Here is a 19934-nt window from a genome sequence, read left to right as displayed (position 1 = left end):
GGCCGGTCGCATCCTCATTGATCGACAGTATTGAACGACAGGGTCTGATCTAGTCATCGCTCCCTGTCCGAAGGAACGGGAACGAATGACCGATAGTAACGACGACAAGACAATCAGCGTGACGGGCAAAAAGACGCTTACCCTGAAACCATCGGGGATGAGCCAGGGCACCGTTCGCCAGGATATGGGTCGAGGTCGCACCAAGGCGGTTGTCGTCGAGACCCGCAAGCGGCGCCCGATGCGCCCGGAAGACGAAAAGCCGATCACACCTGCCGCTCCGGTGGCCCCTGTGCGTGCTGCCGAACCGGCGCCTGCGCCTATGCAGGCGCGCCCGCAGCAGCCGACGCCGGCACCGCGGATCCAGCAGGGCAACAACAACCAGACGAACCAACGTCCGCAGCAGTCCCACCAGGCGCCGCGCCAGAACGATCGTCCGCGTCCGGTAGTGCTGAACCATCTGTCGCCGGAGGAAATGGACGCCCGCCGCCGTGCGCTTGCCGACGCCCAGGCGCGTGACGCCCAGGATGCGATCCGCCGCGCCGAGGACGAAAAGCGCCGTGCCGCCGAAGAGGTTGTCCGTAAGGCAGCCGAAGCAGAAGAAGCTGCCCGCAGGGCCGCTGAAGACGCTATCCGACAGGCTGAGGCGCCCGCCGCCGTTGCTGAACCAGCAGCCGCGGCACCGGCTCCGGCCGAGGCAAGCGCCGACGCCCCACAGCCGCAGCAAACCGCATCGTCGGCACCAGCTGTGCGCCGGCCCGATGCGGCCGGAGCACCGGCTGCTGCCCGTCCGGCAGCGGGCGCTGCCGTTCCCGGCGCCGTTCGCGGCCGTCGCGACGAAAAGGAAGAAGAAGATCGGGGTGCCGCGCGCGGTGGTCCGGTCCGTGGCCGTGTCGTTCGCCCGGAACCGGCAAAGCCGGTCACCACGCGTCCGAAGACGGATGAAGAGCGCCGTCGCGGCAAGCTGACGATCTCCACTGCCAACGTCGACGGCGACGACAATGCCCGCGGGCGTTCGCTCTCGGCGATGCGCCGCCGGCAGGAGAAGTTCCGCCGCGGTCAGATGCAGGAAACCCGCGAGAAGATCTCCCGCGAGGTAGTTCTGCCAGAGACCATCACCATTCAGGAACTGTCGCAGCGCATGTCCGAACGCGCTGTCGACGTCATCAAGTACCTGATGAAGGAAGGCCAGATGATGAAGCCGGGCGACGTCATCGACGCCGACCTTGCCGAACTCATCGCCGGCGAATTCGGCCATACGGTCAGGCGCGTGTCGGAATCCGACGTCGAACTTGGTATCTTCAACGTGTCCGACGAGGATGGCGAACTGGTTTCGCGCCCGCCCGTCGTCACCATCATGGGCCATGTCGACCACGGCAAGACCTCACTGCTCGACGCCATCCGTCATGCCAACGTGGTTTCCGGCGAAGCCGGTGGCATCACGCAGCATATCGGCGCCTATCAGGTGGAGCAGAGCGGTCAGAAGATCACCTTCATCGATACGCCCGGCCACGCCGCCTTCACGGCAATGCGTGCCCGCGGTGCGCAGGCGACCGACATCGCGATCCTGGTCGTCGCAGCCGACGACAGCGTGATGCCGCAGACGATCGAATCGATCAACCACGCCAAAGCGGCCGGTGTTCCGATCATCGTTGCGATCAACAAGGTCGACAAGCACGAAGCCGATCCGCAGAAGGTGCGCAATCAGCTGCTGCAGCACGAAGTCTTCGTGGAATCCATGGGCGGTGAAGTGCTCGACGTCGAAGTTTCGGCAAAGACCGGCAAGAACCTCGACAAGCTGCTCGAGGCGATCCTGCTGCAGGCGGAAATTCTCGATCTCAAGGCCAATGCGAACCGGACTGCTGAAGGTACCGTCATCGAAGCCCAGCTCGATCGCGGCCGTGGTTCGGTCGCGACCGTGCTTGTCCAGAAGGGCACGCTGCGTCCGGGCCAGATCATCGTCGCCGGTGACGTCTGGGGCCGCGTGCGCGCGCTTGTCACCGACAAGGGCGACCATGTGAAGGAAGCAGGTCCGGCAACCCCGGTCGAGGTTCTCGGTCTTTCCGGTACGCCGCAGGCGGGCGACAAGTTCGCCGTCGTCGAAAGCGAAAGCCGCGCCCGCGAAATCTCGGAATATCGCCAGCGTCTTGCCCGTGACAAGGCGGCTGCCCGCCAGTCGGGACAGCGCGGTTCGCTGGAACAGATGATGATGCAGCGCCAGAGCGTCGGCATCAAGGAGTTCCCGCTGGTCATCAAGGGCGACGTGCAGGGCTCGATCGAAGCGATTGCCGGCGCGCTCGAGAAGCTCGGCACCGACGAGGTCCGCGCCCGCATCGTCCATTCGGGCGCCGGTGGCATCACCGAGTCGGATATTTCGCTCGCCGAAGCGTCGAACGCGGCCATCATCGGCTTCAACGTTCGTGCAAATACGCAGGCACGTCAGTTCGCCGAGCGCGAAGGCATCGAAATCCGCTACTACAACATCATCTACGACCTGGTGGATGACGTGAAGGCAGCGATGTCGGGCCTCTTGTCTCCGGAACGACGCGAAACCTTCATCGGCAATGCCGAAATCCTCGAGGTGTTCAACATCACCAAGGTCGGCAAGGTCGCAGGCTGCCGTGTCGTCGAAGGCAAGGTCGAGCGTGGCGCAGGCGTCCGCCTCATCCGCAACGACGTCGTCGTTCACGAAGGCAAGCTCAAGACCCTCAAGCGCTTCAAGGACGAAGTGTCCGAAGTGCCGATGGGCCAGGAGTGCGGCATGGCCTTCGAAAACTACGAGGATATGCGCGCCGGCGACGTCATCGAGTGCTTCCGCGTCGAACATATCACGCGCACGCTCTAAACCGCTGCGGCTGAGCGCAGCATCAGCCTTCCGAAAGCCATTCGCCAGCCGGCGGATGGCTTTCGGGTACCTGCGACTTGACCTTTTCTGCCAAAAGAGTCATGGACGCTCTCCTTTGACGGGTTCGATTCCCAGCCGCATCGGCAAATAGAGATAACAATGACCAGATCGACTTCTTCCGCGCCTTCGCAGCGCATGCTGCGCGTTGGCGAACAGGTTCGCGCCGCGATCACCCAGGTATTGCAGCGCGGCGAAGTGCGCGACGACGTCATCGAAGCGACCGTGATCTCGATCTCGGAAGTGCGCATGTCGCCCGACCTCAAGATGGCCACCGCCTATGTGACACCGCTCGGCGTTTCCGACCACAGCATCGTCATCGAGGCGTTGAACCGTAATGCGAGGTATATCCGCGGCAGGCTCGGGCAACAGCTTCGGCAGATGAAATACATGCCGGAGGTGCGGTTCCGCGACGATACCAGCTTTGACAACTACAAGAAAATCGACGAGCTGCTGCGTTCGCCCGAGGTGCAACGCGACCTCGACGGCGATAATGACGAACAATAAACAGAAGAGACGCATGTCCAAACCACGCAAACCCAAGGGCCGGCCGATTTCCGGCTGGCTGATCCTCGACAAGCCGGTGGATTTCGGCTCGACGGAAGCCGTTTCCAAGATCAAGTGGCTCTTTAAGGCGCAGAAGGCCGGTCATGCCGGCACGCTCGATCCGCTCGCCTCCGGCATGCTGCCGATCGCGCTCGGCGATGCGACCAAGACCGTTCCCTATGTGATGGACGGCCGCAAAATCTATGAATTCACGGTCAGCTGGGGCGAGGAACGCGCGACGGACGATCTCGAGGGCGACGTGACCGAAAGCTCGGACAAACGCCCGAGCGAACAGCAGATCCGCGATATCCTAGCCAGCTATATCGGCACCATCAGCCAGGTGCCGCCGCAGTTTTCGGCGATCAAGATATCGGGTGAACGCGCCTATGATCTGGCGCGCGAAGGCGAAGTTGTCGAGATCCCCTCGCGCGAAGTCGATATCTTCCGGCTGACATTGCTCGCCTGCCCGGATGCCAATACCGCGCATTTCGAAGTCGAATGCGGCAAGGGCACCTATGTCAGGGCGCTCGCCCGCGATTTCGGCCGGGAGCTCGGCTGCTATGGCCACGTGTCCGGGCTGCGGCGCACCTTCGTCGCGCCGTTCGCGGAAGAGGCCATGGTGCCGCTCGCAGACCTTGTGGCGCTGGAGGCAATCGAGGATATGGACGAGCGGCTTGCCGCCCTCGATGCGCTGCTGATCAACACCTGCGAGGCGCTTTCCGCCCTGCCCCATCTCGTCATCAACGACGATCAGGCGCACCGGCTGAAGATGGGCAACCCGATCCTCGTGCGTGGCCGCGATGCGCCGGTTGCCGAAAGCGAAGCCTATGCGACGGCCCGCGGCAGGCTGATTGCGATCGGCGAGATCGGCCAGGGCGAGTTTCGCCCGAAGCGGGTTTTCGGCTGAGTCTGTACAGCTAACGATTGTCAGGCGTTAGCGATGCGATATCTTCCTTTCGGGCCGTGGCGGCCCGAAGGGCCATGGCGGCCCGACAAGGGGATGATTATGCGCGCAACCACTATCGGCATACTGACGTTCTTTTCGATGTTCCTGACTGTTGCCGGCGCTCAATCCGCCGAGCGCTGGGCCGAGCTCCCGGCCTTTCCTGCAATGCCCGTGCCGAAGACGAGCGGCATGGCCGATGTGAACGACATCAAGATGTATTACGCCGAATATGGTGAAGGCGACCCGATCCTCTTCATCCATGGAGGTCTTGGAAATGCCGAGGTCTGGGGTCATCAGATCGCCGATTTTGCCAAGGATCATCTGGTCATCGTTGCCGACAGCCGCGGACATGGGCGCTCGACGCGCAGCCGACAGCCCTTCGGCTACGATCTGATGACATCGGATTATGCCGCGCTTCTCGACCATTTGCAGATCGGCAAGGTGACGCTGGTGGGATGGTCCGACGGCGGCATTATCGGCATCGACATGGCGATGAAACATCCGGAAAAGCTGACGCGCGTCATTGCGCAGGCCGCCAATGTCACCACCGACGGCGTCAAGCCTGACGTCTTGAGAAACAAGACCTTCAACGACTACATCAACGTCGCCGGTGAACAGTACCGGAAGCTGTCGCCGACGCCGAACGAATATGATGCCTTCGTCACCCAGATTTCCGAGATGTGGGCGACACAGCCGGCCTGGACGGCGGCGGACCTTGGAAAGATCACGATACCGGTCACGCTCGCCATCGGCGACCATGATGAAGCCGTGAAGCTCGACCATACGGAGATGATGGCCAAAGAAATTCCGGGCGCAAAGCTCGTGATCCTGAAAGACGCCAGCCATTTCGCCATGCTGCAGGATCCCGCAGGTTACGATGCAATGATCCGGGAGGCCATGGCGGGCCGCTGAAAACCGCCGCGGGAGCTCCCCTCTTTCCATCGCTGCTTATTTGGTTTATAGGCAGCGCCAGCGTCAGGTTCGCCTGCTCGCATTCACGGCCAAAGCTGGACGACATCCCGGCTTTTGGCGACCTTTATCTCCTCTCTTAGAAAGGATCACCCGATGTCGATCACTGCTGAGCGCAAGTCTGCGCTGATCAAGGAATACGCAACCGTCGAAGGCGATACCGGTTCTCCGGAAGTCCAGGTCGCGATCCTGACCGAACGCATCAACAACCTGACCGGACACTTCAAGGACCACAAGAAGGATAACCATTCCCGCCGTGGCCTGTTGACGATGGTTTCGAGCCGCCGCTCGCTTCTTGATTATCTCAAGAAGAAGGATGAAGGCCGCTATTCCAAGCTGATTTCCAGCCTGGGTATCCGCCGCTAAGATTGTCCGGCGGGCGCTTTCCAAGTGCCCGCCGGATCTGTTTCGGGACATGGTTCCCGATGAAATGTTCCAGCCGCGCCCTATCTTCAAGCGGTGGAAAAGACCGGCGGACCCGGATGGGCCGGTTCTGCCAAACCAACCGTTGACCTGTCATGGGGCAGGATTGCCGGATGCTTTCGGCCAAGGCTTCTCGAGGCTTTGGCTTGGTTTTCTCAGGGACCCTCGGATTTATCGAGGAAACCAAGGATGAAAAGCCTCCCGTTGTCTTGCCCGTGATACGTCACATTATTTGCGGTCGACTGTGCGCTGCGCCTTGATATCGGCGATGGCGCGTGCTCCCGCATTGAAGGACAAGTCATGTTTAATACCCACACAGTCGAAATCGAGTGGGCCGGCCGCCCGCTGAAGCTCGAAACCGGCAAGATAGCCCGTCAGGCCGACGGCGCGGTTCTCGCCACCTATGGCGAAACCGTGGTTCTCGCCACCGTCGTTTCCGCCAAGGCTTCGAAGCCCGGCCAGGACTTCTTCCCGCTGACGGTCAACTATCAGGAAAAGACCTACGCAGCCGGCAAGATCCCCGGCGGCTACTTCAAGCGCGAAGGTCGTCCGTCTGAAAAGGAAACGCTGGTTTCCCGCCTGATCGACCGCCCGATCCGCCCGCTGTTCCCGGAAGGCTACAAGAACGACACGCAGGTCGTCGTGACCGTCGTTCAGCACGACCTTGAAAACGATCCCGACGTATTGTCGATGGTTGCTGCGTCTGCAGCGCTCACGCTCTCCGGCATTCCCTTCATGGGCCCGGTCGGCGGCGCGCGCGTCGGCTACATCAACGGCGAATATGTTCTCAACCCGCATCTCGACGAGATGGACGAATCGAGCCTCGACCTCGTCGTCGCCGGCACCTACGACGCCGTGCTGATGGTCGAGTCCGAAGCCAAGGAACTGAACGAAGACGTCATGCTCGGCGCCGTCATGTTCGGCCACAAGGGCTTCCAGCCGGTTCTCGACGCGATCATCAAGCTCGCCGAAGTTGCCGCCAAGGAACCGCGTGATTTCCAGCCGGAAGACCATTCCGAACTCGAAGCCGAAATGCTCAAGCATTTTGAAGCTGAACTGCGCGAAGGCTACAAGATCACCCAGAAGGCTGATCGCTATGCAGCCGTCGACGCCGTCAAGGCAAAGGTTAAGTCTCACTTCTTCCCCGAGGGCGTCGAGCCCAAGTACAGCGCCGAAGTCATCGGCGCCGTCTTCAAGCATCTGCAGGCGAAGATCGTTCGCTGGAACATCCTCGACACCAAGAGCCGCATCGACGGCCGCGACCTCGAAACCGTTCGTCCGATCGTTTCGGAAGTCGGCCTCCTGCCGCGCACACATGGTTCAGCGCTGTTCACCCGCGGTGAAACGCAGGCGATCGTGGTTGCCACGCTTGGCACCGGCGAAGACGAGCAGTATGTCGACAGCCTGACGGGCATGTATAAGGAGCGCTTCCTGCTCCATTACAACTTCCCTCCCTACTCGGTTGGCGAAACCGGCCGCATGGGCTCCCCGGGCCGCCGCGAAATCGGCCACGGCAAGCTCGCATGGCGCGCGATACGTCCGATGCTGCCGACGCCTGAGCAGTTCCCCTACACGCTGCGCGTCGTCTCCGAAATCACCGAGTCGAACGGCTCGTCCTCGATGGCGACCGTCTGCGGTACTTCGCTCGCTCTGATGGACGCCGGCGTTCCGCTGGCAAAGCCGGTTGCCGGTATCGCCATGGGTCTGATCCTGGAAGGCGATCGCTTCGCCGTCCTCTCCGACATTCTCGGTGACGAAGACCACCTCGGCGATATGGACTTCAAGGTTGCAGGGACCGCCGACGGCATCACCTCGCTGCAGATGGACATCAAGATCGCCGGTATCACCGAAGAGATCATGAAGGTCGCCCTTGGCCAGGCCCAGGGCGGTCGCGCCCACATTCTCGGCGAAATGTCCAAGGCCATCACCGAAAGCCGCGGCCAGCTCGGCGAATTCGCTCCGCGCATCGAAGTCATGAACATCCCGGTCGACAAGATCCGTGAAGTCATCGGCTCCGGCGGCAAGGTCATTCGCGAAATCGTCGAAAAGACCGGCGCGAAGATCAACATCGAGGACGACGGCACCGTCAAGATTGCCTCCTCCTCCGGCAAGGAGATCGAAGCGGCGCGCAAGTGGATCCACTCGATCGTTGCCGAGCCCGAGATCGGCCAGGTCTACGAGGGCACGGTCGTCAAGACCGCCGACTTCGGCGCCTTCGTCAACTTCTTCGGCGCCCGCGACGGCCTCGTCCACATCTCGCAGCTCGCTTCCGAGCGTGTTGCCAAGACGCAGGACGTCGTCAAGGAAGGCGACAAGGTCTGGGTCAAGCTGCTCGGCTTTGATGAACGCGGCAAGGTTCGCCTGTCGATGAAGGTTGTCGACCAGGCCACCGGCCAGGAGATCCCGAACGAGAAGAAGAAGGAAGAAGCGGCCGAATAAGCCGCGCCTTCCAGATTTAATTCCGGGCGCGGGAATGCTTCCGCGCCCTTTTTGTATCCTGGTTTTGCGCATGTCGTGGTCGCAAAACCGCTCAACACCTTTGCGCGACATGCTTTTAACGAGACGAGACCCATGAGCCGCGAGACGCTGAAGACCCTGTTCCATCCCTTTGCCAGCGACACAGTCGCGGTGCCCAGTGAGGGCGAGCGCGTGCTCTTCCTCGGCGCCGAGGCCGGCTTTGCGCTGCCGGACGGCTTTGCCGCCTCGCTCAGCGCCGTCCAGGGCTTCCGGCCGCTCTACCGGCAGCTGCTGGCGCAGCGGATCGAAGCAAAGCCCGAGATCGACGGCGAGGACTACGATGCCGCCCTGGTGCTCTGCACGAAGCACAAGGGCGAGAACGAGGCCAATCTCGCCGCGGCAATCGCCCGCACGCGGGTCGGCGGCCTGATCGTCGTTGCCGGCGCCAAGGAAGACGGCATCCAGCCGCTGCGCAAGCGCCTTGAAGGTTTCAACCTCGCAATCGACCATATGCCGAAATATCACGGTGTAGCCTTCTGGTTCGGCCGCCCTGCCGATGGCGACGACATCGTCTCCAAGCTGGTAAAGGCGCCGGTGCGCGTCGACGGCCGATTCCATGCGACCGCCGGCATGTTCTCGCATGACCGGATCGATGCCGGGTCGGAACTGCTCGCCTCGCGGCTGCCGCAGGATTTTACCGGCGACGTTGCGGATTTCGGCGCCGGATGGGGTTATCTCTCCGTCGAGATGGCGCAGAAGTCGCGCGGACTGACCCGCCTCGACCTCTACGAGGCCGATCACGCGGCTCTGGAGGCTGCGAGGGATAATCTGGCGGAGAACTGCCCGAAAGCGCCTGCGCGCTTTTTCTGGCATGATCTGGCGGGAGAGCCGGTCAAGGACAAATACGATCTCGTCATTATGAACCCGCCCTTCCACGAAGGGCACGCCGCCGATCCGGCTCTCGGCCAGGCAATGATCAAGACTGCCGCATCAGCGCTTCGCGGCGGCGGCCGCCTGATGCTCGTCGCCAATCGCGGCCTGCCCTACGAGCCGGTTCTGGCGGCGAACTTCAGGGAAAGCGGTGAAACCTGCCGCAACGCCCGTTTTAAGGTGCTGTGGGCGAAGAAGTAAGGGTTAGGGCTCGAACCGTTCCCCTTTCATCAATCGAAACAAAAAAGGCCGTGCGCACCTGCGCACGGCCTTTTGAGTTTCAAATCGGAGTAGCGTCTATTCGACGTCCGCTCTGCGCAACGTGTCCAGCGTCGGCATGGAGGTGACGTTGAAACCCGCGTCGACGAAATGGATTTCGCCGGTGACGCCGGCGGAAAGGTCGGAGAGCAGGTAGAGAGCCGAACCGCCGACCTGATCGATGGTCACGGACTTGCGCAGCGGCGCATTGCGCTGGTTCCAGGAAAGGATCGCGCGCGCATCGGAGATGCCGGCGCCGGCCAGCGTCCGGATCGGGCCGGCTGATATTGCGTTGACGCGGATGCCCCGCGGACCGTAATCGGCGGCGAGATAACGCACCGAAGCCTCAAGCGCTGCCTTGGCGACGCCCATGACGTTGTAATTCGGGATCACGCGCGTCGAACCGTTATAGGTCAGTGTCAGCATCGCACCGCCGTCTTCCATCAACGGAGCACAGCGCTTGGCGATCTCGGTGAAGGAGAAACAGGAAATGACCATGGTGCGGCTGAAATTCTCCCGCGTCGTATCGGCGTAGAGACCCTTCAGCTCGTTCTTGTCGGAAAAACCGATGGCGTGGACGATGAAATCGAGTTTGCCCCAGCGCTCGCTGATCGCGTCGACCACGGTATCGACCGAGGCGACGTCCTCGACATCGCAGGGCAGCACGAAATCCGAGCCGACTTCGGCAGCCAGCGGCTTGACGCGCTTGCCCAGCGCATCGCCCTGATAGGTGAAGGCGAGTTCCGCACCCTGTGCGGCGAGAGCTTTTGAAATCCCCCAGGCGATCGAATGGTTGTTTGCGACGCCCATGATGAGGCCGCGCTTACCCTGCATGATTCCCGACATGTTGTTATCCGTTATAACGCTGGAAGACCAGCGTGGCGTTGGTGCCGCCGAAGCCGAAGGAGTTGGAGAGGGCGATATCGATCTTCGCATCGTCGATACGCTTGCGCACGATCGGCACGCCTTCGAATTCCGGATCGAGCTCTGAGATATGAGCGCTTTCGCCGATGAAGCCATGTTGCATCATCAACAGGGAATAGATCGATTCCTGCACGCCGGCAGCGCCGAGCGAATGACCGGTCAGCGACTTGGTCGACTGAATATGCGGGATCTTGGCGCCGAATACCTCGCGGATGGCGCCGATTTCCTTGCTGTCGCCGACCGGCGTCGAGGTGCCGTGGGTGTTGACGTAGTCGACATCGCCTTTGACGGTGGCGAGCGCCTGGCGCATGCAGCGGATGGCGCCCTCGCCCGAGGGGGCGACCATGTCGTAGCCATCCGAGGTTGCGCCGTAGCCGACGATTTCGGCGTAGATCTTGGCGCCGCGGGCCTTGGCGTGCTCCAGCTCCTCGAGCACCAGCACGCCGGCGCCGCCGGCGATGACAAAACCGTCGCGGTTGACATCATAGGCGCGCGAAGCGGTATCGGGCGTATCGTTGTACTTGGAGGACATGGCGCCCATGGCGTCGAAGAGGTTGGACATGGTCCAATCGAGATCCTCGTGGCCGCCGGCGAACATCACGTCCTGCTTGCCCCACTGGATCATCTCGGCGGCGTTGCCGATGCAATGCGCCGATGTCGAGCAGGCAGACGAGATCGAATAATTGACGCCGTGGATCTTGAACCAGGTGGCAAGCGTCGCCGATGCGGTCGAGGACATCGCCTTCGGCACGGCGAAGGGGCCGATGCGCTTCGGGCTGTTGTTCTTCACGGTGATCTCGGCCGCCTCGATCAGGGTGCGGGTGGACGGACCGCCGGAGCCCATGATGATGCCGGTGCGCTCGTTCTGAGCGTAGTCCTTCTCTTCCAGCCCGGAATCGGCAAGTGCCTGCTTCATGGCGACATGGTTCCAGGCGCCGCCCTGCGACAGGAAGCGCATGGCGCGGCGATCGACCAGTTCGGCCAGCTCCGCCGAACCGAGCTTGGGGCTGCCCCAGACCTGGCACCTGAAGCCGTGCTCTGCGAAATCGCTGGAGAAGGAGATACCGGACTTTGCCTGCCGCAAGGATTCGGTGACTTCGGCGGCGTCGTTTCCGATCGAGGACACCACACCCAGACCCGTGACAACTACCCGTCTCATCTGATCAAACCTTTTTTGTTTCGTGAGCCGCTTGAGATACGGTTCAGGCCGTCTTGTCTTTCGAGAGACCGACGCGAAGATCGGCCGCCTGGTATATGGTCTCGCCGTCGGCCTTCAGCCAGCCGTTGGCCGTGCCGAGGACCAGACGGCCGCGCATGACACGCTTGAAGTCGATGCCGTATTCGATCAGCTTCGTCTGGGGCCGGACCATGCCCTTGAATTTCACTTCGCCTGTCGACAGGGCCATGCCGCGGCCTGCCTCGCCGAGCCAGCCCAGGAAGAAGCCGGTCAGCTGCCACATGCCATCAAGGCCGAGGCAGCCCGGCATAATCGGATTGCCTTCGAAATGGCAGGGAAAATACCAATCGTCAGGGCGTACGTCGTATTCGGCCCTGAGATAACCCTTGTCGAAAGTCCCGCCCGTTTCGGAAATATCGGTGATGCGGTGAACCATCAGCATGGGCGGCAGGGGAAGCTGCGCATTGCCGGGCCCGAACAGCTCGCCATGTGCGCAGGCGATGAGTTCGTCGTACGAGAAGCTGGACTGTCTTGTCGTCATAAAGTTTCTTTTCCCTCCCGCGTGAGCCCATGGTTATGAACATGTAGTCCAGGTTCTTCAGAAAATGAAGCACGAGCAAGGCAGCTTCATTCAAGGGTCCGGACCAAGCTTGCGCTATTATTTGGTGGTCGCATACAGGAAGGCCAGGGCTGCGACCAGACCTATTTGCGTCAAAAGCCCGTTTTGGCCGCGTTTATCAGGCTCTTGTCCCCATTGAACTATTGAAAGGCTCCGGTGCAAAAGTTATACCGCTTGAAGAAACATGATTGAATTATGCAGGAATAACCGGAGTTGGTTTTGATGACGGGTGCACTCCCGATCGCAATAGAGGTAAGGCTGCGCGGCGCGGGCCTGCGCCCCACCCGCCAGCGTGTCGCGCTCGGCGACCTCCTGTTTGCCAAGGGCGACCGGCATCTGACCGTTGAGGAACTGCATGAGGAGGCGGTTGCAGCCGGCGTTCCGGTGTCGCTGGCAACGGTCTACAACACGCTGCACCAATTCACTGAAGCCGGTCTCATCCGCGTTCTCGCCGTCGAGAGCGCCAGGACCTATTTCGACACCAATGTTTCCGACCACCACCATTTCTTCGTCGAAGGCGAAAACGAGGTACTCGATATTCCGGTCAGCAACCTGACGATCGCCAACCTGCCGGAGCCGCCGGAGGGGATGGAAATCGCCCATGTCGACGTGGTGATCCGTCTGCGGGCGAAGCAGGGCTGACGACACCGCTTCTTCACATCACATCGTCGGGATGCCGGCCGGGCTTGTGTCTGTAAGTCGGGAAGGTCCAGCCGAACCACAGTGCTCCGCCGCGCACCGCAAAGGCCGCCACGACGCCGCAGGCAGACGCCAGATAGAGCGGCATTCCCAGCGCATTGGCGAGCGTGAACACACCGGCGCCGACGAGGGCTGCGGTGACGTATATTTCCGGCCGCAAGAGCACCGAAGGCTCGTTTGCCATCAGATCGCGCAGAATGCCGCCGAAGGTCGCCGTCAGCGTGCCGGTTACGATCGCGATGGTCGGCGAACCGGTGGCGGCAAGGCCCTTGGCGGCGCCGAGCACGCAATAGGCGGCAAGACCGATCGCATCCAGCCAGATCAGCAGGCGATAGCGTGATTCCAGCAGGTGGGCGGTAAAGAAAACGACGATGCCCATGACGCAACAGACGAGGATATAGGCGGGGTTCAGCACCCAGAAAACCGGCACGCGACCGAGCACGATATCGCGCACGGTGCCGCCGCCCGTTCCCGTCACCATGGCGAAAAACAGAAAGCCGATCAGGTCCAGCTGCTTGCGCGAGGCGGCAAGCGCGCCTGTCGCAGCAAACAGCGCAATGCCGGCATAATCGAGATAAACGAGCAAGGACATGCGGCCCCCAGAACCGGCTTATGTTTTTGCCGAAAGAACCATGATGGCAAGGGCGGCGCAAGGCGGCGGCGCCATAAAGCCAAAGTCTTTATACGATGCATGCCGTTGTCCCAAATCCGCTGCACACATTCGGGCGACATGCATCAGGCTGCAGAGCCTTTATCCAAAAGAGGAAAGCCGTGAAAACGCTGGTGCTCGCCGTTCTGAATATCGTCCTGCTGCTTTTCACGCCGGCTGTCGCCTTCGGCCAGCAATCGCTGATTTCCGATCCGGAGATCTACGAGAAGAAACATTTCCAGGAGCAGTGCAAGACGGCCGAGTTCGCCGACGGCTTCATCATCCGGCAGGACATCAACAATGACGGCCTGATCGATGCGGTGGTCAACGAGGGCCAGCTGACCTGCGACGGGCAGAAGGGGCCGCAGTGCAATGACGACGGCTGCACCTATAATTTCTATCTGCAGGTGGCGGAAGGCGGTTATTTCATGATCGCGACGGCGCAGATCTATGGCTACGACTTCGTCCAGCGCTTCGGCAACATGGTGCTGGCAATGAAGATGCATCCGCGTTTCTGCGACCGCACCGAAGGTGATCCCTGCACGGTGACGGCCCGCGTGCGCGGGACGAAATTCGTCACCATTTCAAAAAAGTAACTCAGCCCGGATAAAGCTCCAATGTCCGGCCGGCGAGATAATAGCCGACCAGGCCGTACCATTCGCGGATCGCCGTCGCCATGTTCTGGGCGTTGAGGCTCGGCTGGGTGAAATCCAACCCCGGCCTCACCTCACCGTCGGTGCGATAATCGGTCGGCCAGGGCACGATATCGATGCCGAGCTTGCGGAAGATGCCGACGGAGCGCGGCATATGAAAACCCGAGGTGATCAGCAGGCAATTGGCAAGCCCCTGGCTTGCGAGGAATTCCTTGGTGTTGACGGCGTTTTCGAAGGTGGTGCGCGATTGCTTCTCCTCGATCAGGCGATCCCTGCCGACGCCGAAGAGCGGGAAGAAGCGCTCGGATGCCGCCGCATCGCCTTCGTAGATGCCCGAGAGCGAGCCGTCGCCGCCCGACACCAGAATGTGCGACTGCGGAAATTTCTGTGCGAGCCGCAGGGCTTCGACGAAGCGGTCGGCCGCGGCGTTGAATTCTATGCCATGGCGCGCCGTGTTCACCTCGTTTTCGAAAGCGCCGCCGAGCACGATCATGCATTGCAGGCTATCCGGATCGGCGGCGGGCTTGGCGAAGCGCTGCTCGAGACCCTGCATCATGAGGTTGCCGGCCGTGGTGTAGAGCGTGACGAAGAGGATAAGGGCCGAACCGGCTGCGCCGAGGATACTTAAGGTACGCCAGCGCAAAAGGCCGGCAATGAGGGCAATGATGAGGAGGAAGAATGCCAGCGACAACGGCTGAGCGAAAATCCAGACGAGCTTCGAAATCAGGAACAAGACCTACTCCTTGAGGATGGGCGGCGGTCCTTCCTATCCGATTCGACGGTAACAGGAATGCGACGGCTCTATTTCGCCCGCGCGACGGCCGATCGATGCGGCGCGATCTTCTGGTTGAAGCGCCGCTGAAGCGGCCGGGGGATGAACATGGCGGCAAGCGCAAGCACCATCGCAAAAAGGGAGACCAGCCACAGCGCATACGCGCCGGTCAGTCGCGTCACGAGGGCGCCGGCAATCGCCCCGAGCAGCATGCCGCCCCAGGGCACGATCTGGATCGTCCATTCGATACGGCGATCGCCGATGATCCAGCGGCCGATGCCGCGGCCGAAGCGCGACAGTGCGCCTGTGACATAAGTCAGCCCGATCGGCAGGCCCTCGATTTGCTCGACGGCGGCGTTCACCATGCCCATGGCAAGAACGATCAAATAGAAGCGCGACAGCAGCAAGTTTTGCATCGTCATCATCGAAGCAAGTGCCAGGACGAGGCCGACGCATCCAAGCACCACGAAAATGCGGCGTTGCGAAAAATGGGCGACGACAATGCCGGCCGCATTGCCGAGCACGAAAACCAGAATGGCGGAGATCAGTACCGCCGCGTGATAAAGGTTGCCCTGGCTCAAGGCCAATGCCGCCCGCGTCGTATTGCCGGTCATGAAGGAGACGAAATCGCCGGTCAGCAGCAGGCCGGTCGCATCGGTCATGCCGGCAAGAAACGAAATCGAGCCAACGAGGGCGATCCCGGTCATGGTCCGTCGGGTGCGGATGAGGCGACGGCGTCGTGCTCTGGTCATTGCGGAGGGTCCTGGGGCCGAATCGCTGAGATGCGGCAGAAGGATAATTCCTTTTGTTGAGGAATTGGCAAAGACGACTGCGGTTGGCTGATGCCACGCTCGGAAATGCTACTCTGAGAGACACCAGGAAAGAAGTGGTGATGCCCTGTTTTGCCGACAGGTCGGAGAGAAGCACGGCCGTCAGCTGAGGGAGCATAGGTCGGCTCGCTTGTTCTCACAGAACGACGGCGATCCGTTGCTGGGTACGCACCTTGGGCGCTTTCCTGGGCAATCGCCTTTCCCGTCTTACTATTGGTGCTGCCGGTGATGAAGCCGGTGACAGCGGTTATCGTCGAGATGTGAGGCTCGAGGCGCCGGTGGGCTGTGGGAGCGGCCTGCCGGGGCGACGCGGGGCGGTTAGAGTTTACCTGGATCCGAATGCGGCTGGACCAGTCTCTTGCTGGCAAAAGCCCTGCCGGAATGCGATTTCAGATATGCTTCGAATTCAAGCGCTTTGTGTTTGTCAGGAAAGGCGCAATACCAGAACAAAATCCATGGTGCGAATTTGGCCGTGTGGGTGGATTTTCCGGCATTGTGAGCGGCGAACCGTTGTTTCAGATCTGCGGTAGACCCGGTATATTCCTGATCGAGAAAATCGACGCTGCGGAGAATATAGACATACCACATCAGCGTTTCAGCCCGTCGTCGCCCTTCGGGCTATGCCGGGCACTGCTTCGGCCTAACGGTTTCTCGCGGCTGCGCCACGCGAAGCCCGTAAGGGCGAAGCGTGGTGGAGCTAAGCGGGATCGAACCGCTGACCTCTTGCATGCCATGCAAGCGCTCTCCCAGCTGAGCTATAGCCCCATCAAGGTGGTCCGGCGCAGGGCCGGTCCTGGGATACTCCTCAAGGCGTGCCCTTCGGAGTGGCGGCTTATTACTTCCGGTTTTCGGAGATAGCAAGCCTAAAAAATCCGGCCCGGAGAATTTTTTCCTCACCGGGCCGAAATGCAGTGGTCAGACTTCGTCGTCGTCGCCGGTCACGCCGATGATGTCGCTCATGTCATCGTCGTCATCGTCTTCGTCGGGTGTGAGGAAGGTATCGTCGTCGTCATCGCCTTCGATTTCGACATCGTCATCGCCGATATCGGGGATGTCGTCGCCGCTTGCGGCCTCATCGGCATCTTCCAGCGAAACCAGTTCGACTTCGGTGTTTTCAGTATCGACTTCCGCGACCTCGTCTTCCTCGGCAACCTCGGCGATCGCCGAGGTTTCCTGGAAGAAGGACAGGGGGTAGGACTTGCCGGTATAAGGAGAGACGACCGGATCCCGGTTCAGATCATAAAACTTCTTGCCGGTTTCCGGATCGGTACGCTTGGTTCCAAGTTCCGCTTTCGCCACTATAAGCCTCGTGAGAATGGCCGAATGCGAGATTCGGCAAATGCCGATCAAGCCGGCGTTCCATCGGAATTTATAAGCCGGTCCCCTTAATCGCTGTGGCTTCCCATGTCAAAGCCAAACTTTATGATCAGAGCGCAGGCTATTTCCGCCGCCGCCGGATGACCGGCCGGCGGGTGTATGGTAACGAGCCGCGGCAGCCGCAGAACGTAGCGAAGATTGTCGCCGAAAAGGACGGCCTTGCGAAGGAAATGCTATGCGTTTACAAATGATTACGCCATGCTTGGCTCCAGCCAGAGCCTGTAAGCCCGCTGCTCCAGGATTGATCACATGACAACGAAGACCTTCACCATCGCCATCGATGGCCCGGCGGCGGCCGGCAAGGGCACGCTTTCGCGCCGCATCGCCGAGCGATACGGCTTCCATCATCTGGATACCGGCCTGACCTATCGCGCCACAGCCAAGGCGCTGCTCGACTCCGGCCTGCCGCTCGACGACGAGGCGGTGGCGGAAAAGATCGCGCGGGAGGTTGAACTCGCTGGATTGGATCGCGATATACTTTCCAAACATGAGATCGGCGAAGCCGCCTCGAAGATTGCCGTGATGCCGGCGGTGCGCCGGGCGCTGGTCGAGGCGCAGCGGCGGTTTTCGATAAAGGCGCCGGGAACCGTGCTCGACGGGCGTGATATCGGCACGGTCGTCTGCCCGGATGCGGCGGTCAAATTCTACGTAACGGCGACGCCGGAGGTCCGCGCAAGACGCCGTTACGACGAGATCCTCGGCAAGGGCGCGACGGCGGATTTCGATGCGATTTTCGAAGACGTCAAACGGCGCGACGAACGCGACATGGGACGGGCCGACAGCCCTTTGAAACCAGCTGATGATGCGCACTTGCTTGATACGTCGGAAATGAGTATAGAGGCCGCGTTTCAAGCTGCACAATCGATCATCGATGCGGTCTTGAGCCGAAATGCCTAAATTGAAGCGATTTTGCATGCTCAGGAGCATGGATCGCTGTTAATGCAGCCTGAAATTCCGTCCAAGCGCCGGATTGCCCTCGTGAAAAAGGGCGGACTGGGTTCAGGCCCGTTCAACGCAAACCAACCGGCGCGTACGTGTCCGCTTCGCTATTCAGGACACGCAGGAGATTTTATGTCAGTAGCTACTCCCTCTCGCGAGGATTTCGCGGCCCTTCTCGAAGAGTCTTTTGCCAAGAACGATCTGGCCGAAGGCTATGTTACCAAGGGTATCGTCACGGGCATCGAAAAGGATGTCGCCGTTGTTGACGTCGGCCTGAAGGTCGAAGGCCGCATCGCGCTCAAGGAATTCGGCGCCCGCGCCAAGGACGGCCAGCTCAAGGTTGGCGATGAAGTCGAAGTTTACGTTGAGCGTATCGAAAACGCGCTCGGCGAAGCAGTTCTGTCGCGCGAGAAGGCTCGCCGCGAAGAAAGCTGGGTCAAGCTCGAAGCCAAGTTCGAAGCCGGCGAGCGCGTCGAAGGTGTGATCTTCAACCAGGTCAAGGGTGGCTTCACGGTCGACCTCGACGGTGCGATCGCCTTCCTGCCACGTTCGCAGGTCGATATCCGCCCGATCCGCGACGTCACTCCGCTGATGCATAACCCGCAGCCCTTCGAAATCCTCAAGATGGACAAGCGCCGCGGCAACATCGTGGTTTCGCGCCGTACGGTTCTGGAAGAGTCCCGTGCCGAGCAGCGTTCTGAAATCGTTCAGAACCTCGAAGAAGGCCAGGTTGTCGACGGCGTTGTCAAGAACATCACCGATTACGGTGCGTTCGTCGACCTCGGCGGCATCGACGGCCTGCTGCACGTCACCGACATGGCATGGCGCCGTGTGAACCATCCGTCGGAAATCCTGAACATCGGCCAGCAGGTCAAGGTTCAGATCATCCGCATCAACCAGGAAACCCATCGCATCTCGCTCGGCATGAAGCAGCTCGAGAGCGATCCGTGGGATGGCATCCAGGCCAAGTATCCGGAAGGCAAGAAGATTTCCGGTACCGTTACGAATATCACCGACTACGGTGCGTTCGTCGAGCTGGAGCCGGGCATCGAAGGCCTGATCCATATCTCGGAAATGTCCTGGACCAAGAAGAACGTTCACCCCGGCAAGATCCTGTCGACCACCCAGGAAGTCGAAGTCGTCGTTCTCGAAGTCGATCCGTCCAAGCGCCGTATCTCGCTCGGCCTCAAGCAGACGCTGGAAAACCCGTGGGCAGCATTCGCCCGCAGCCATCCGGCCGGCACTGAAGTCGAAGGCGAAGTCAAGAACAAGACCGAATTCGGCCTGTTCATCGGCCTCGACGGCGATGTCGACGGCATGGTGCACCTCTCCGACCTCGACTGGAACCGTCCGGGCGAACAGGTCATCGAGGAGTTCAACAAGGGTGACGTCGTCAAGGCCGTCGTTCTCGACGTCGATGTCGAGAAGGAACGCATCTCGCTCGGCATCAAGCAGCTCGGCAAGGATGCAGTCGGCGACGCCGCTGCATCAGGCGACCTGCGCAAGAATGCAGTCGTTTCCTGCGAAGTCATCGCAGTCAACGATGGCGGCGTTGAAGTGAAGCTCGTCAACCACGAGGACATCACTTCCTTCATCCGCCGCGCTGACCTTGCCCGCGACCGCGACGAACAGCGCCCTGAGCGCTTCTCGGTCGGCCAGGTCTTCGACGCCCGCGTCACCAACTTCTCCAAGAAGGACCGCAAGATCATGCTGTCCATCAAGGCTCTGGAGATTGCGGAAGAGAAGGAAGCCGTTGCCCAGTTCGGTTCGTCCGACAGCGGCGCTTCGCTCGGCGACATCCTGGGCGCAGCCCTGAAGAACCGCGGCGGCGAATAAGCCTCGCATCCGCCTTTTGAATTGAAGAACC

Annotated in this window: 19 protein-coding genes and 1 tRNA gene; 11 read left to right on the top strand and 9 right to left on the bottom strand. The window is 61.0% G+C overall.

Annotated elements, in window-relative coordinates; translation table 11 throughout:
• Positions 1 to 85: 85 nt before the first annotated feature.
• The 7 genes from infB to HJB89_RS00235 all read left to right on the top strand — a co-directional run bounded on the left by infB (position 86) and on the right by HJB89_RS00235 (position 9371).
• Positions 86 to 2842, top strand: a complete 2757-nt coding sequence (gene infB / locus HJB89_RS00265) for a translation initiation factor IF-2 (RefSeq protein WP_207582408.1) — start codon at positions 86 to 88, stop codon at positions 2840 to 2842.
• Between the two features lie 159 nt (positions 2843 to 3001).
• On the top strand, positions 3002 to 3406 hold the full coding sequence (gene rbfA, locus HJB89_RS00260) for a 30S ribosome-binding factor RbfA (RefSeq protein WP_164006026.1): 405 nt from the start codon (positions 3002 to 3004) through the stop codon (positions 3404 to 3406).
• Positions 3407 to 3419: 13 nt separating this feature from the next.
• A complete protein-coding gene (truB, locus tag HJB89_RS00255; RefSeq protein ID WP_207582407.1) occupies positions 3420 to 4352 on the top strand; it encodes a tRNA pseudouridine(55) synthase TruB in 933 nt (310 codons plus the stop codon).
• 99 nt (positions 4353 to 4451) lie between these two features.
• Complete coding sequence (locus tag HJB89_RS00250) at positions 4452 to 5303, top strand: alpha/beta fold hydrolase (protein ID WP_207582406.1); 852 nt, start codon at positions 4452 to 4454, stop codon at positions 5301 to 5303.
• Positions 5304 to 5456: 153 nt separating this feature from the next.
• The gene (gene rpsO, locus HJB89_RS00245) at positions 5457 to 5726 is read left to right on the top strand and encodes a 30S ribosomal protein S15 (protein WP_007634179.1); all 270 of its coding nucleotides are present in this window, start codon (positions 5457 to 5459) and stop codon (positions 5724 to 5726) included.
• A 357-nt stretch (positions 5727 to 6083) separates the two neighbouring features.
• Complete coding sequence (pnp, locus tag HJB89_RS00240; protein WP_221148645.1) at positions 6084 to 8222, top strand: polyribonucleotide nucleotidyltransferase; 2139 nt, start codon at positions 6084 to 6086, stop codon at positions 8220 to 8222.
• 132 nt (positions 8223 to 8354) lie between these two features.
• Complete coding sequence (locus HJB89_RS00235) at positions 8355 to 9371, top strand: class I SAM-dependent methyltransferase (RefSeq protein WP_221132947.1); 1017 nt, start codon at positions 8355 to 8357, stop codon at positions 9369 to 9371.
• A 96-nt stretch (positions 9372 to 9467) separates the two neighbouring features.
• Here HJB89_RS00235 and fabI read toward each other — a convergent pair whose 3' ends face one another.
• The 3 genes from fabI to fabA are packed head-to-tail and all read right to left on the bottom strand — an operon-like array spanning position 9468 to position 12070.
• A complete protein-coding gene (gene fabI, locus HJB89_RS00230; protein WP_207582403.1) occupies positions 9468 to 10274 on the bottom strand; it encodes an enoyl-ACP reductase FabI in 807 nt (268 codons plus the stop codon).
• Between the two features lie 4 nt (positions 10275 to 10278).
• The gene (gene fabB / locus HJB89_RS00225) at positions 10279 to 11511 is read right to left on the bottom strand and encodes a beta-ketoacyl-ACP synthase I (protein WP_207582402.1); all 1233 of its coding nucleotides are present in this window, start codon (positions 11509 to 11511) and stop codon (positions 10279 to 10281) included.
• Positions 11512 to 11554: 43 nt separating this feature from the next.
• Positions 11555 to 12070, bottom strand: coding sequence for a 3-hydroxyacyl-[acyl-carrier-protein] dehydratase FabA (fabA, locus tag HJB89_RS00220; protein WP_221116468.1), 516 nt, complete (start codon positions 12068 to 12070; stop codon positions 11555 to 11557).
• Positions 12071 to 12370: 300 nt separating this feature from the next.
• On the opposite strand from fabA, the gene irrA reads away from it, so the two are divergent.
• The gene (gene irrA, locus HJB89_RS00215) at positions 12371 to 12790 is read left to right on the top strand and encodes an iron response transcriptional regulator IrrA (protein ID WP_164006019.1); all 420 of its coding nucleotides are present in this window, start codon (positions 12371 to 12373) and stop codon (positions 12788 to 12790) included.
• Positions 12791 to 12803: 13 nt separating this feature from the next.
• On the opposite strand, the gene HJB89_RS00210 is transcribed toward irrA, so the two are convergent.
• Complete coding sequence (locus HJB89_RS00210; protein ID WP_207582401.1) at positions 12804 to 13439, bottom strand: trimeric intracellular cation channel family protein; 636 nt, start codon at positions 13437 to 13439, stop codon at positions 12804 to 12806.
• A 179-nt stretch (positions 13440 to 13618) separates the two neighbouring features.
• Between HJB89_RS00210 and HJB89_RS00205 the strand changes: the two genes are divergently transcribed.
• Entirely contained in the window at positions 13619 to 14092 is a 474-nt protein-coding gene (locus HJB89_RS00205) for a hypothetical protein (protein ID WP_207582400.1), read from the top strand.
• A gap of 1 nt (position 14093) precedes the next feature.
• On the opposite strand, the gene HJB89_RS00200 is transcribed toward HJB89_RS00205, so the two are convergent.
• The 5 genes from HJB89_RS00200 to HJB89_RS00180 form a co-directional block, all read right to left on the bottom strand.
• Positions 14094 to 14882, bottom strand: coding sequence for a YdcF family protein (locus HJB89_RS00200; protein WP_221148644.1), 789 nt, complete (start codon positions 14880 to 14882; stop codon positions 14094 to 14096).
• Between the two features lie 68 nt (positions 14883 to 14950).
• Positions 14951 to 15673 (bottom strand): YoaK family protein, encoded by a 723-nt coding sequence (locus tag HJB89_RS00195; RefSeq protein ID WP_207582398.1) that lies wholly within the window; start codon positions 15671 to 15673, stop codon positions 14951 to 14953.
• A gap of 396 nt (positions 15674 to 16069) precedes the next feature.
• A complete protein-coding gene (locus tag HJB89_RS00190) occupies positions 16070 to 16339 on the bottom strand; it encodes a GIY-YIG nuclease family protein (protein WP_207582397.1) in 270 nt (89 codons plus the stop codon).
• Positions 16340 to 16440: 101 nt separating this feature from the next.
• A tRNA-Ala gene (locus HJB89_RS00185) sits at positions 16441 to 16516 on the bottom strand.
• A gap of 150 nt (positions 16517 to 16666) precedes the next feature.
• Positions 16667 to 17050 (bottom strand): TIGR02300 family protein, encoded by a 384-nt coding sequence (locus tag HJB89_RS00180; RefSeq protein ID WP_207582396.1) that lies wholly within the window; start codon positions 17048 to 17050, stop codon positions 16667 to 16669.
• A gap of 327 nt (positions 17051 to 17377) precedes the next feature.
• Between HJB89_RS00180 and cmk the strand changes: the two genes are divergently transcribed.
• Complete coding sequence (gene cmk, locus HJB89_RS00175; protein WP_221148643.1) at positions 17378 to 18025, top strand: (d)CMP kinase; 648 nt, start codon at positions 17378 to 17380, stop codon at positions 18023 to 18025.
• Positions 18026 to 18199: 174 nt separating this feature from the next.
• Entirely contained in the window at positions 18200 to 19903 is a 1704-nt protein-coding gene (gene rpsA / locus HJB89_RS00170; RefSeq protein WP_007634197.1) for a 30S ribosomal protein S1, read from the top strand.
• The last annotated feature ends 31 nt before the right edge of the window (positions 19904 to 19934 follow it).

This window comes from Rhizobium sp. NZLR8, from assembly GCF_019685025.1.
Classification (GTDB): Bacteria; Pseudomonadota; Alphaproteobacteria; order Rhizobiales; family Rhizobiaceae; genus Rhizobium.
The sequence above is the reverse complement of the archived record's forward strand: the minus strand, read 5'-3'. Positions and strand labels throughout refer to the sequence as shown.